Annotated in this window: 11 protein-coding genes; 1 reads left to right on the top strand and 10 read right to left on the bottom strand. The window is 59.3% G+C overall.

Going from position 1 to position 12705, the window contains the following annotated elements; all coding sequences use genetic code 11:
• Nucleotides 1-20 precede the first annotated feature (20 nt).
• From BCF11_RS13400 to BCF11_RS13375, 6 genes are read right to left on the bottom strand one after another with little or no spacing between them, the layout of a single operon-like run.
• A complete protein-coding gene (locus BCF11_RS13400; RefSeq protein WP_098495162.1) occupies nucleotides 21-1097 on the bottom strand; it encodes a type II secretion system F family protein in 1077 nt (358 codons plus the stop codon).
• Complete coding sequence (locus BCF11_RS13395; RefSeq protein ID WP_098495161.1) at nucleotides 1087-2697, bottom strand: GspE/PulE family protein; 1611 nt, start codon at nucleotides 2695-2697, stop codon at nucleotides 1087-1089. Before BCF11_RS13395 ends, BCF11_RS13400 begins: the two co-directional genes overlap by 11 nt.
• Entirely contained in the window at nucleotides 2694-3206 is a 513-nt protein-coding gene (gene pilP, locus BCF11_RS13390; RefSeq protein ID WP_158229195.1) for a type IV pilus biogenesis protein PilP, read from the bottom strand. Before pilP ends, BCF11_RS13395 begins: the two co-directional genes overlap by 4 nt.
• Nucleotide 3207: 1 nt before the next feature.
• Nucleotides 3208-4488: a type 4b pilus protein PilO2 gene (pilO2, locus tag BCF11_RS13385; protein WP_098495159.1), complete on the bottom strand. Its 1281-nt coding sequence runs from the start codon at nucleotides 4486-4488 to the stop codon at nucleotides 3208-3210.
• Between the two features lie 18 nt (nucleotides 4489-4506).
• Nucleotides 4507-6168 carry a PilN family type IVB pilus formation outer membrane protein gene (locus BCF11_RS13380; RefSeq protein WP_098497492.1) on the bottom strand — a complete coding sequence of 554 codons (1662 nt, stop codon included), beginning with the start codon at nucleotides 6166-6168 and terminating at the stop codon, nucleotides 4507-4509.
• Nucleotides 6168-6635, bottom strand: a complete 468-nt coding sequence (locus BCF11_RS13375; protein WP_233212478.1) for a toxin co-regulated pilus biosynthesis Q family protein — start codon at nucleotides 6633-6635, stop codon at nucleotides 6168-6170. Before BCF11_RS13375 ends, BCF11_RS13380 begins: the two co-directional genes overlap by 1 nt.
• Nucleotides 6636-6639: 4 nt before the next feature.
• Here BCF11_RS13375 and BCF11_RS28320 point away from each other — a divergent pair, with 4 nt between their 5' ends.
• Nucleotides 6640-7014, top strand: coding sequence for a hypothetical protein (locus tag BCF11_RS28320; RefSeq protein ID WP_233212477.1), 375 nt, complete (start codon nucleotides 6640-6642; stop codon nucleotides 7012-7014).
• 539 nt (nucleotides 7015-7553) lie between these two features.
• Here BCF11_RS28320 and BCF11_RS13370 read toward each other — a convergent pair.
• Genes BCF11_RS13370 through BCF11_RS13355 form a run of 4 tightly spaced genes read right to left on the bottom strand, consistent with a single transcriptional unit; the run spans nucleotide 7554 to nucleotide 12698 of the window.
• Entirely contained in the window at nucleotides 7554-9038 is a 1485-nt protein-coding gene (locus BCF11_RS13370) for an NAD(P)/FAD-dependent oxidoreductase (RefSeq protein ID WP_098497491.1), read from the bottom strand.
• 1 nt (nucleotide 9039) lies between these two features.
• Nucleotides 9040-10479: a radical SAM protein gene (locus tag BCF11_RS13365; protein ID WP_233212476.1), complete on the bottom strand. Its 1440-nt coding sequence runs from the start codon at nucleotides 10477-10479 to the stop codon at nucleotides 9040-9042.
• Entirely contained in the window at nucleotides 10469-11293 is an 825-nt protein-coding gene (locus BCF11_RS13360) for a hypothetical protein (protein WP_098495157.1), read from the bottom strand. Before BCF11_RS13360 ends, BCF11_RS13365 begins: the two co-directional genes overlap by 11 nt.
• Nucleotides 11283-12698, bottom strand: coding sequence for a hypothetical protein (locus tag BCF11_RS13355; RefSeq protein WP_098495156.1), 1416 nt, complete (start codon nucleotides 12696-12698; stop codon nucleotides 11283-11285). The genes BCF11_RS13360 and BCF11_RS13355 overlap by 11 nt, the downstream gene beginning before the upstream one ends.
• Between the last annotated feature and the right edge of the window lie 7 nt (nucleotides 12699-12705).

Here is a 12705-nt window from a genome sequence, read left to right as displayed (position 1 = left end):
TGTTCCCCTTGGTTAAAAACTCAATGAACCGCCCGGGCCATGGCGGCAATTTCCTGCTGAATGCCAAAGAATCCGGTCACCAGCCACCCGATGACGATTGCCAGCAGCACAATCGCCACACCGTTCAACACTTTCATTTGCCTGGTGATGATTTCAACGCCCTCTTCCATCCATTCGTCGGCCATGATCTTGAGCGCTTCGCCGAAACCTTTGTAGCCGGCATAGACGCACAGATCGTCGACCACCTCGTCTGAAGGAAAGCCGTAACCTGCGCGCCTGAGTGCTTCGCCGCAGTTCAGTCCCGACTTGACGCCGAGCAAAGCGCCGTCCAGCCGTTCGCGCAACCATGGCTGGGCAGCATTGGCCAGCCGGCTCAGAGAGCGCTCAACAGTAACGCCGGCAAATTGCAGGGCAGAGAACGCCATCAGGAAGCTGCTGCCGACCATCAGCCGGTATACCGAATAGGGAGCGAAGCGATCCAGGAGCACCCGCAGATTGCCGCACCAGCGCGGCATCGACGCCACTATGGCGGACATAAGCAGCACCAGCGCAATCACCAGGTATGGCATCCATTGCTGCACCAGCTGCGACATCAGGTAAAGCGAGCGCGCTGCGCCATGCCAGGTGGCGGGGTCAACCATGCGGGCGAACTGCGGAATCACACGGGTGCCGAAAATATAGATATAAGCCACGATCAAGACGAAGATGGCAATCGGATAGGCCACGCCGCCGATAATCACCGCCTTGATTTTCTTACCTGATTGCACCACATCGATCACTGCCACCAACGTACCTTCCAGGCGGCCGGCCTGCTCGCCAGCCATGATGATCATCTGCTCAGTGCCAGGGATCCACCACAGCAGAGCTTCGGACAACATACGGCCGTTCTGCACCATCCGCCGGCAGTCGTCCAGCACAATCGCGAGCGGCTCGTTAGGCTTCTTGCCGCCATGCGAGGCGCGCGCCTGCAACTCTTCCAGTATCTTCAGCAGCGGTAGCCCATTGGCCAGCATCTTGGCGATCTTGCGATACAGGCGCAGCCTGGCGTTGCCGCCAAACTGCAACCTGGCCCAGCGCCGGTTGATGTCAAGCTGCATCGGCAGTCCCGTTCAGGTGGTGCTGGGTGCGCAAATGGCCAACCGTCTTTTCCGCCATGCGCGGATCGACCATGCCTGCCGCCACTTTCTCTATCGCGTGCTGGAGTATGGTCTTGCCGCCTAGTTCGCGCAGCCAGTATTCATATGCACGGATTTTTTCGCCGGCACGGATGTATTCATAGAAGCGTGGATCCGGCAGAATCACCTCCGCGACCACGGTACGGCCGGTGGTGCCCTGCGAGCGGCAATGTTCACAACCCGGACCGGCAATGCAGACCGCAGGCAGCGCCGCACCGACGGTGCGGCGGACGCGCGCCAGGATGGCGCCGCTCACTTCATGTTCGTGCTCGACCAGCTTCTTCTTGCAGTGCTGGCACAGCAGCTTGACCAGGCGCTGGCTGACCAGGCCGGTGACCACGCTATGGTCGGCCACCAGGCTCAGCGGCAAGCCGAGATCAACCAGGCGGTCGACGATCGCCAGCGCACTGTTGGCATGGACCGTGGTCCATACCTGGTGCCCGGTCATGGCGGCGCGCAAGCCATTCTGCGCCGAAGCGCGGTCGCGAATCTCGCCGATCATCATGGTGTCGGGATCGAGCCGCATGGCGTTGGCGATTGCTGCCGAAAACAGACGCGAACGCTCTTCTTCTGTGCTGGCGTTAGTCACCGAAGTCTGGACTGCGCCGGCTATCGGGTACTCGATCGGGTCTTCGATAGTAAGCACATGGATCCGGCCGTCCGATTCGGCGATTTCACCAGCCAGCACATGCTGCAGAGTGGTCGACTTGCCCGATCCGGTAGGGCCGCTGATGATGTTCAAGCCGATCGGCTGTTCCTTCAGTACCTGCACCTGCCCGGCCTGCACCGCGTCAAAGCCGAGATGGCGCACGTCGCTATTCTCGCCGGCGTCGTTATATAGCAGACGCAAGATCATCACGCTGCCCTCATTGGTCGGCGCGGTAGCGATGCGTACCCCGTACAGCATGTCCGGCAGCTTGTCGCGGTCGCCGATGCTGGCATCCTGGCGCTCGGTCGGCTTGTACGAGTTGTCTGAAACCGCCGTCATGGCGCCGTACATGGTTGCCAGCAGCCGCTCGCCGTATTCGCGGGTCTGGGCGCCGACCTTGACCAGGTCGTTATGGATGCGGAAATAGAACTCGGTGCTGTGCTTGCGCACCCGGATATGGATGTCCGAGGCGCGGTCCAGACAGGCCTTGGTCAACAAGCCCTTGGCTGTCACCTGCATCATGGAGTGCTCCTGCCTCCGGCCGCCGTCATCCGGCGCATCGACCTGATATGCCTCATGTATGGTCGCGATAGGCGTGAAGACGGCACTGTATGCGTGCTTCATGCGCTCCAGTCGGGCGCGATACGACAGCACATGTGGATTGAGGCCATGGCCTTCAGCAATCAGCAGGCGGTCGTCGGACAACAGGCAGAGAAATTTTCTTTCTTCCTGGCCGCAGGCGTAAATACCCTTCTTGCTGAGGATATTGATAGCAGAGAAATCGATGTACGCAGCCTGCGACGACAAGCTGTGGCCGCCAGCTGCCATGCTGGCGCCGGCCTGGCGTTGTTTCTGCACGCTAGACAAGTTCATCGCGCCGCTCCCTTGGCCGGGGTCATGGGAGCCAGCGGCGGCAGCGCTACCATGGCGGTCGGATAGGCTGGATAGGCGGTGGCGCCGGCCGGCGCCTGAGGCGCCGCCGGGGCCAGCCTGACACGCCGCCGGCCCTGGGTTTCGGCAATGACTTCGTTAGACCGGATCGATACGATCCTCATGCCGTTGGCAAGCGTCTCGCCGGCTTTGACGTCAATGCTGCTGCCATTTTCCAGGAGCAGCGAAGCAACCAGATTACGCCCTATCCCTTCCACGCCTTTGACAGTCGGATCGGTCAAGGTAGCGGAGCGGCTGGCGCGGCCGCTGGCCAGCTGCTTACTGGCGATCTCCGCCTCGCGATCGGCAATCTGCGCCTTCACCTGGATCTGTTTTTCCTGCGCCTTCAAAATCAGCGTTTCGGCTTCAATCCGCGACAGGCTGTCGGCAATGGAGTCGGCCTGCACCGCGCCAGGGAGTACAAGACAGGAAATGACAAGAAACCGTTTCATCTTATTTGACATACATGACCCCTTCAAACGTCCATGTGCTCGCGCGATATGAAATTTTTTGAATCCGGATTCCCGGTTTTTCGAGAATCGCGGCCACCTCCAGTGGCGGCATGCCGCTTGTACTTGCTTTCAATGAATACGTCTGCCAGTCCGGCAGCGGCACGTCTTTTTCCGCGATGCCTGGCATAGGCTTGGGTGGCGGCACCAGCGCTATTTTCAACGGCATGCCAAGCAGCTGAAAGCGGCTCTGCAATGGCCGCAGCGCCTGCTCGGCATCCAGCAATTTCTCGTCGCCGCCGGCCGGCAGCGCCAACGATTCCGCATAGCCGGCCTTGTCGCCATTGATCTCTAGCGCTGCCTGCGGCAGCTTGGCCAGCAAGTAACCGGCGGTCGAGCTGCCGCGCGACCATTTGTAGCTGACCTTTTGCGCGCTGCAAACGAATTCGTCGAGGGTCCAGCCGCCCGGCGCAATCCAGGTCAGCTTGTCGACGCATGCCTTGGCCATGGCCTGCGGCAGCGGCGCCGCCGGCCATGGATGCGGCATCTGCCCCGGAACCGCTTTGCCCAGCATTTTTCGGCGCGCGGCCTCAAGCGCGCGGTCACGTTCTTCCTGTTCCTTCTTTTGCTTGTAGGTGTTCCAGGAAAGCGCACCGGCAGCCGTAAGCAAAATCAGGATCCCGGCAATCACGATCAGATGCAACGGCGACAAACGGGGCCGGACTTGACGCAGCGCCCACCATCTCCTGGTACGGATCCGACCTTTCTTTTCATCTTCCAGCAGCGTCTCGATCGAGCATTTGGAAAAATGATGAAAGCCAAGCGCCTCCAATTCTGCATCGCCGATGACGATATTCCAGCCGCCCAGCGCATAATCGCCCAGCAGCCTGTCGATGACTTCTTCACGGCTGCCGGCAAAATCCCCATTCGGCAAAAAATTGGAATCGCGCACCGCGAAGTAGGCCCACATATCGTCGGGCAGCCTGAACGCGGCGAGCCAGTTATTTGCCGGTTGCCTGCCTTCGTCGTAATAGCCGCCATCGGCCGCGATCCTGTTCGAGATCGCCGCGGCCAGCGAATACATGCCGCGCCGCGCGCCGTCACGGGTATGCGCATAGCCGGCCTGCGCATTGCCATGCTCGTTGCGCAGCACCAGCAGGTCGGAGTCGATCTTGCCGCCCAGTTCGGCAGCTTCGCGCAGCAGATCGCGGGGCCGCGACAGCGATTGCCAGAAAAGGCCGCAAATGAATTTGCGCGTGCTGATCTGTGTAATATGGATGGGCATGATGCGGGCCGTATCCTGTCAGGCGCCGTCGGTGGCGACCGGCGTCACTAGAATGACGATCACCTCCTTGTTGCCCTGCGCCCGGAAGCCGCCGCCGAACAGATAGTTATTCGCCTTGCCGACGCCCTGGCGGTTAAGATCGTCTTCGTTCTGTTCAAAGCCGCTGATGACCAGTGTTTCATTCGACTTCATCGATACGCGCTGCAGGAAGTTACGGGTATCGACCTCCGGCGTTTCGATCGTGTTATTGCCGCTGGCGACTTTGCGCAGCTGGCGCAAGGTCGAAATATCGACAGAAAACTGCAACATCACCGTGCCGTTGCTCAAGACGTGCGGCAGGATCGTCATGTTGAAACCGGCAGTCACGGTTCCCGGCGTCAGCGAAGCGGTGGATCCGACGTTCGGCGTGAGCGTGATTTCCGACTGTTTCAGGTACGAGGTTTGAGTCGCGACCTGTACTGGCACTGGCTGGTTGTTCAAGGTCACTACCGAAGCTGTGGTCTGGCGCCGTACCTTGCCTTGACTCGACAAGGCGTTGATCATGAGCGAGCTGCCTGCGAACTTGCTGGTAGCCGTGCTTAGTATGCCCGCGGAGAAAGAAGTGCTGCCAATATCGCTGCCTGCCGAAAAGGTATTGGTGATGCCGTATTTCTTGAACAGGTCGCCGTACACCAGTTTCCAGTCGATGCCGTAGTTGTCAATCTCGCTGGAGGTCACCGACAACACAGTAACGTTGAGCATCACCTGCTGCGACAAGGATTTGTTTTCGCTTTCAATGAAATCAGCGATGCGCGCCATGGCGTCCGGCGTGTCGACCACGGTGATGATGCCGGTCGCCGGCGACGACACCACTTTTCCATGCGTCGACAGCATCGCTGCCACCGATTTCTCTATGCTCGGATAAACCGACAGCAGCGATTTCACCGCGGTATTCTGGGTATTGCTGGAGCTGGCGCTGCCGCCGTTCGATGCGGCACTGCCGCCACCGGCGCTGCCACCGCCGTCGCCCGTCACCGAACCGCTGTTGACCGACGCGGTCAATGCCGATTCGCCTGGAATCGCACGGATCTGGAAGCTGCGGGTTTCGGTATAGAAAAACTGAATCGTGCCGTCCACGTATTTCCAGTACACGCCATATCGCGCGGCAATTGCATCGAGCAGGCTCTTGAAGCTGCCGCCACTAAAGGAAATATGTACAGCAGCCTGGGCGTCGGTATTGGCGGTTCCGCCAATCACAGGCATCGCGCTTGACGGAAACGCCGGCGCACCGGCGTCTCCATTGGCGCCACCCATTGCCTGCGGCCGGTTCGCATGGGCTTTGCCGGACGCCACCTGCAAGGCTTCCGGCAGGACTTTGGTCGGCAAGCCAGAACGCAGCGTGATGCGCTCGGCCACTTCGCTCAAGGAAGAAACCGTCCGATCGAACACTGCCGGTTCATAGAACAGCGGCGGCAGCGTGGAGCGCTCCAGCTTGACGGTTTTGCTGCCCAGCCAGATACCCGCCTCATGGACGACATTGCTGCGTTCACTGGCAAGCGCTTCGCTATGACCGACTTCCTTTGCCAGGCGACCTGCCCGTTCCCCGCTTTCGATGCCGCGGTCAACGATGTGCTCCTGCAATCCGGTACAGCCGGCCAGCAGCAGGATTGCTGCGGTCGTCACGCATAGTTTTATCCGCATCATCCCCGCCCTTTGGCAATTACTCGAAGAACCTTGTTTCCTGCGTAGAAGATCATCTTGACCGGCGCATTAGCCGCGCCAAGGCTGAGGCCTACCGCGCTGACCGCATCTTCAAAAGTGCCATTGATGACAGCATGGGTTTCCACCGCATAATCGGCAGGCAGTTCCCAGCTCAGCTGCCAGCCGGCGCTGTGGGACCAGCGCGCGAAGGTGGCATTCAATGTGCGATCGGAGATTTTGACTTCCCATTGCTGGGCCGTGGGCGCCGCCGCAACCGGCGTTGCCGGCGGTATGATGTTTTTTTCCGCAACCACGGTAATTGTCGCCGCGATGTCAGCGCTGCGCTGCTCGCTGGCAGAAAGCCGCGGCGCCGCGGGAGTGCTTGCAAAGGGTTCCGCGTCCGTCAACCGCTGATGCATGATTGCAGGCTGTTCCGCAGGGGCGACCGTCGACGGAAAGGCGGACACCGTATTGTCTGCTGGCGTTGCGGCAAGGGGATCCGCCATTGCCGGCGACATCGCCAGCGAGGGCGCGGCATGGCCATCGATACAGCCCGCCCAGAAGCCTAGCAGCAGTACGGAAAAAACGATTCGCAAGCGCGATCCCGCCATTCTCAAATTCATGGTTTATCCCCTCTTTTCAAGCATGTGTTCCGCACAGGCCAGACAGCATGAATGGCTCCGCCGCGACAAGACAGCAGCCACCATTGCAGCAAGCGGCAAGAAAATGCATTTCTTTATATTTACGGACCAGATGAATTCACCGGCTTTTATTTCTGCAAGGCAATGCGTCTTCCAGCAAGCAAGCGAACGCACGAAAAAATCACATTGCAATCAGCGGCGTTAAATTTCCCTGTCTGTATCCATATATGTTTTCAACGCCCACAAAGTTAACCGATATCGCAATTTTTATTTATCAACTTTTGTCAAAACAGACAGTTCCGTCTAGCTTATTGAAACGCATCGTAGATGCAAGACCTCATCTGCTCTCTTCGAACTCCTCGTGTTCCGAACGGCTGCACGCGAACTTGCGGAAACCGAATCCCATGCACGGAAGCGGTTCATGAGGATCGGATCCACGTTAAGGGAGATCCCCCGTGATGTGTTTAGCTTCAGGAGGTAAACAATGTCGCAGCCCTTGCCGCAATTTTCTCGTTCTATGGATTGTGGTAGCCGCATCGTCAAACCACATCAGGATTGGAACTTGGCGCCGACTTTGCGAAACATCGTAAGTACGACACGACGGAGCAAAGCGATGACTAGGCTGAGCATGAAGCCATTCCATCCGGCTTCATGATTCCATTTCTAAAAATCGTGCTAATTAGTGGCATTGATACCGCCGGGCTTTGAGACGGCCGGAGAGCGGATACACCCTCTCCGCCACAATCAATCGCTCACAATTTCCACTAGTCCACGCTGCCACAGCCAGGTCAGCAAACGCCGGGCTTTTTGAAGGGGCATGGATTGACCCAGTATGTCGAGCATTGAAGATAGCGTGGTTTTTTGCGATAAAATCCCTAGGCGCGGCAGTATCGCTTCGTTTTCCCAAAACGCCAGCGGGCGTTCCAGGTGCGGATGCCGCATGGCAGGCAGCAATTCGACTTTGTCGCCCGTTACGCAGGGAAGCGAAACTATCTGCACCAGGTGATGGAAGCGAATCATCTGACTGGTTTGCATATCCAGGCCGGCTTGAATTACCGGTTCGCGGTAATTGGCTAGCTGTTCAATTTCCCGTTGCAGCGCCTCGATCATGAGCGAGGCTTCGTGATTGCCGGGCACCGCTGCTATCTTTGGCGTTGAGCGCTCCTGCCAGAATGGCTGCTGGCTGCACCAGGCCTGCTTATAATATGCCGCCGTCCAGAAATGATGGCGGGCATGGGTTTCAATCAAGCGCTGCCGGTAAAAATCATGCGCCAGGGTTCGTTGCGCCGCATTACCAGCCTGCAGCAAGGTGTGAATCGCTATCGCTGCCTGCAATGAAAACCGCATCGCCTTTTCTACTCCGGACGATGATATCGGGTCTAAGGCAAATGCCGCGTCGCCAAGTTTTAGACGGCCGTCCTGCCAGCTGTCGATCGCCACATACGGCGTCGCCACACACATTTGCAAGGGACTGCAAAGTGGCTGCTGGGCCACGCTGGCGAACAAGCTGCTTGCGCTGCAATTATGGCGCAGCCACGATTCGGGCCGGCTGGAACTGAGCTGGCGGGAAGTAACTGGATCGGATAGCAGCATGATGCGATAACGCCGGTCCGGCAGGCGGGTGCCCCACAGCCAGCCTTGCTCCAGCGCTTCCACCTGAGTGACATGCGCTAATTCGGACGGGATGTCGCTTTCCGCAATTTCTGCCCACATGGCGGATAAACGCGGCGCACACAGCAATTGCCGGGGTTGGCTGCTTTGACGTCCATGGGCATCCAGAATCATCCGGGCATGCACTTGATGCACGGCGCCTGGCGTTGAAAAAACCAGTCGCCAGTCTCCTGCGCTGCCGGCAACGCTATCGAGACTGGCTGGCTGGTGCACTTCTACACCACGTGCAATCGCCAGTTGCAGCAAGGCCGCATCGAGGGCCGAACGATCGACTACCGCGGCGTCGGCGTGGACTACCGTTTCGGCAGTCCTGCTGCGCCAGCTCAGGCGGGTTGGCAAACGGGTCAGGTGGGGCACTTTCTCCAGGGCCTGGTTGGCGTCCAGAAAGTCGATAATGTTTTTTACGCCGGGGGTCAGGGCTTCGCCAATCTGGGGCCGTGGCCAGGCAGCGCTGCGTTCGATCAGCACAACGCGATAGCCGAGTTGCTGCAAACGCAGCGCCGCACACAAGCCGGCCGGGCCCGCGCCGATGATGAACATATCAGCCTGATGCTGCATGTCACCCCGTGTGTGCGCTGTCGGAGCCGGCAAACCAGGCTGGCGCGAGCTGGCCGAGGCGGCCGTGTGCACCGATGGTGTAATGCAGCCAGCCGCGGATGTAGTCGCAGGCGCTGCGGCCGCGCGCCAGTACTTCATGATGGCAGCCGCCGCCGCACATATAGCGCGCCCAGCAGGAATTGCAGGGCTGTTGCTGGTGTACGTGGCGTTGTTCCAGCCATACGGTCTGGCGGCCGGCGTCGACGCCTGTGGCAAGATCGCCCATCTTGCCAGCCTCATCGCCGACAAAGCGATGGCAGGCCGAAAGTTCGCCTTCAGCAGAAACGCCGAAATAACCGGCGCCGGCGCCGCAGGGGTAAGGACGATGCGTGCCGCGCTGAATTTCACGCAGGGCATTTTGCATATTCATGAAGGGGTAGCGCCGCCCCAGCATGACATTCTGTTCAAACGCCAGGCCGCAGGCGATCATCCCCTGCAACATGTCTTCCATATCCTCCGGTGCCATTTCCGCCTGTCCGTTGGAGGCTCGCAACAGTGGCGAAAAGCCGACGCTATGGAAGCCCATATCGATGAATAAATCCAGCGTGCGCGGCAGGTTCAGATTGAATGGCGTGACGGTCACCCTCGCCGATACTTGCATCCGGCGTTGCTGCTCCAGCAGCGGCGCCACACGTTCGATGATCTGATCAAAAGAGCCTTTGCCGCCTTTAAAGGGCCGCAAGCGGTTGTGCTGCTCGGCCGGGCCATCCAGGCTGACGGTAACGGCAAAACCGTGTTCCTCGAAAAAATCGGCATCGTCCGTTTGCAATAGACTGCCATTGGTCGTGATCGAAAACCGGCAATCGACTGAGCGTTGCCCGGCCTGTTCTTGTGCATAGCGGGTGACTGCACGCAGCGCCGGACGATTGGCCAGCGGCTCGCCGCCCATGAAAGCCAGGCTAACCTTGGATCCGGGCGCGGCCTTGGCCAGCAACAGGTCGACGGCTTGCTTGGCCGTCTCCAATTCCATGTTTTTGGCTTTGCCGCCAAACTCGCCCTGCTGTGCGTAACAATAGGTACATCCAAGATTGCACTTCTGTGCAATCGCCAGCGACAAGGCATGCACCGGCGGCGCAGCCAGCGGCGTATCGTCGATCAGCGGCGCCGATTGCAAGCCGCTGCTGGCGATCAAGCCTTGCACGACGGAGTCGTCCATGCCATCCAGCGCTGCCCGAAATTCGGCTGCCAGTGCGGGCGGCAAATGGAATAAACGACTGCCGTTCACCACCAGCAGCTGTGCGCCTTGCGCATCTTCGATCAGATGGGCGTCGCGTTGCCGTGGCCGTGAAGCCTCGGCGATACGTGCTGCCAGCGCGGGGGCCATGCCGGCTGCCGACGCGGCAGCGGCCGATGCTGCGGGAGTCCGGCTGCAAGCGTGCGGCGCCGCCTGATCAAGCTTCATCAGCATCTTTCCCGCGGATGACGAACTGCAGATCCTCTTGCCAGGATTTGAATAAGTCATCGTAAGACCACAGACGGGTATCGACCCGATTATCTGGAATGTAAGTGCCGGTGCGTTTCTTTGCAAACCACATATCGCCTTTGGAAAGACCGTCCTGGCCCGGCTCCACGTTCACATAGTCCGGACGTGACGCGGCCCAGTAATAGCAGGCGCATTCGCGATAGTCGTTTTGCCAGGGCGCACACAAACCTTGGGTCAACTCCCCCGGTTGCAGCATGTCGCTGTTGATGGTGGCGGTTTCGTCTTCAAAGAAACGGCGCATGGTCAGACTAACCTTCAGCGTTTCGGTTTCCGACGTTAGCAGCACTTCATCGGTGGCGCCGGCATAGGCGGTAAATTCACACTCAACCACCTGCCCCTGCAAGTGCATGATGCGGGCGAAGGAATTCGACCATTCCATGAACGAGACCGCATTCGGATTGGCGGAACTGGCCAAGGTGCCGGAGGAACCATTCGGCATTACCGGTCCGCTGGTAGCGACCATGGTGCCGACATCCAGGCCGGCAAAGCGCAGCAAGCGGCGTGTCGCCAGATGCTGGAATTGCGGATCGGCTTCGACGACGTAGTTGTTGTTTTCAACCAGAACGATGCCTTCGAAAGCACGCCGCCATAAATTCCGGAAATCGAATTCGAGCCCTGGGAAGCAGTTGGAGATGGCGCTGCGTGGCAGCACCGAGGCCGGATTCCCTGCGCCGCGATGATGGATTTGCGCCGTCAGGTTGCTGGCGCGGATCGTCAAGTTTTTACCGGACATTTTTGTCTCCGTCTGGATTGGTTTGGCCAAACATCGCATTGCGCGCGGCCTTGATCACCATGTTGATGTGACGCCGGGTCAGGGTCAGGCTGCGGCCATCGGCGCCGCGCATCAGGGCCGGCATCTTGCGCAATCCTTCCGACGACAGGTCGCCGATTTCCTCAGGCTGGCGCAATACCTTGGCGAACCATGGCGCGCCACCGGCGCTCAAGGTGCTGAATACCCGCTCATGCAAGGCGCGCAAGGCGAGGTTGTCGACGATGGATGGAGCTGCAATCGGTTCGTAATAGCGTTCGAAATCGGCGCTGTTTTGCCGCACCATGGTGCTCGCCACGTTCAGTTGCCCATTGAATGGGTTGCCGTTCATCACGGCCGAATTCATCAGTCGCACCGTTTCCAGGGCCCGTAATACGATTTCCGTTGCGGCGTCGAGCGACACGCTTTCTTCCGCCACTTCCGGGCCGTACAGGATTTGCTCCATTTCGTCCGACACGACCCGGATCGGCAGCGTGTCCGGCGCGAACGCCGGCGGCCCGGCGCCGATATAGCCGTGCGCCCATAACTGGCTGCCATCCTTGCGCGTCAAGCCGATGCGCGCGACGCCGTCGCATTCATCGTCAAGGTAGCCCCAGCTGACCTGGTTGCCGTCTTTATCGGCGTAGCCGGCGTAGATGCCGGCCGGGTTGGTAAGCGTCGGGCCGGTGCTTTCGGTGTAGTTCAGCCAGTCGCCGTTTTTTTCGTCGTACAGCACCAGGTCTTCGTGATCGATCACCGGATCATCGTGCAACTCCAGGTCCTGGTACGATTCGCGCCGTTTCATCCGGGTGCCATACACAATGCCGGCAGCCGGCGTATAGCGCAGCCGGATTTCCGGGAATAGCGCGCTCGGTTTGATGAACTGGATGTAGCCAAGCGGCAGTTTTTTGCGTGGGTGAAAATTGGGACAATGGCCTTCCATCGCATGGCGCTGATGGTCTTTCAGGGTATGCAGGCTGGCGTGGATCTTGTCGTTTTTATTATTGGTGCGGCGGTAGATCTTGATGTTGCCCAGATCGATATCCCAATGCAGCGCGCTCAGGTCCAGGTTTTCCGCTTGCAGCAAGGCCAGCGTCAATGGCTGCAGTTCTTCCGGCAGCTCGCTGGTGCGCGCATAGACTTCCAGGAAAGGTGCGACCGGCCGGATTTTCTTGTTTTCATCCTTGAAGCGGATGGTGTCCGGTACATAACTGCGCAGGATTTCGCCGCTCGCCGGATCGACGTCAAAGCTCGGGCGCGGCACGATCCGGCGGTAGTCAAACGGCTGATCGGGATTGACTTCCAGGTCAAACGCTTCCAGCGGTGTTGCTGCAGCTCCCAAGCGTCCGATGGCGATGGGCGGCAGGATGCGGAGTTCTAAGATCGGCATGGCGGGC

Origin of the sequence: Collimonas sp. PA-H2, assembly GCF_002564105.1 — a bacterium.
Taxonomy (GTDB): domain Bacteria; phylum Pseudomonadota; class Gammaproteobacteria; order Burkholderiales; family Burkholderiaceae_D; genus Collimonas.
This window is presented reverse-complemented; position numbering and strand designations above follow the sequence as displayed.

Bases quoted from the DNA above. Each gene is read 5' to 3' on its own strand.
- pilO2 (WP_098495159.1), bottom strand. From the start codon at position 4,488: ATGCCCATCCATATTACACAGATCAGCACGCGCAAATTCATTTGCGGC.
- BCF11_RS13370 (WP_098497491.1), bottom strand. From the start codon at position 9,038: ATGCAGCATCAGGCTGATATGTTCATCATCGGCGCGGGCCCGGCCGGC.
- BCF11_RS13355 (WP_098495156.1), bottom strand. From the start codon at position 12,698: ATGCCGATCTTAGAACTCCGCATCCTGCCGCCCATCGCCATCGGACGC.
- BCF11_RS13395 (WP_098495161.1), bottom strand. From the start codon at position 2,697: ATGAACTTGTCTAGCGTGCAGAAACAACGCCAGGCCGGCGCCAGCATG.
- BCF11_RS13380 (WP_098497492.1), bottom strand. From the start codon at position 6,168: ATGCGGATAAAACTATGCGTGACGACCGCAGCAATCCTGCTGCTGGCC.
- BCF11_RS13400 (WP_098495162.1), bottom strand. From the start codon at position 1,097: ATGCAGCTTGACATCAACCGGCGCTGGGCCAGGTTGCAGTTTGGCGGC.
- BCF11_RS13360 (WP_098495157.1), bottom strand. From the start codon at position 11,293: ATGTCCGGTAAAAACTTGACGATCCGCGCCAGCAACCTGACGGCGCAA.
- pilP (WP_158229195.1), bottom strand. From the start codon at position 3,206: ATGAAACGGTTTCTTGTCATTTCCTGTCTTGTACTCCCTGGCGCGGTG.
- BCF11_RS13365 (WP_233212476.1), bottom strand. From the start codon at position 10,479: ATGAAGCTTGATCAGGCGGCGCCGCACGCTTGCAGCCGGACTCCCGCA.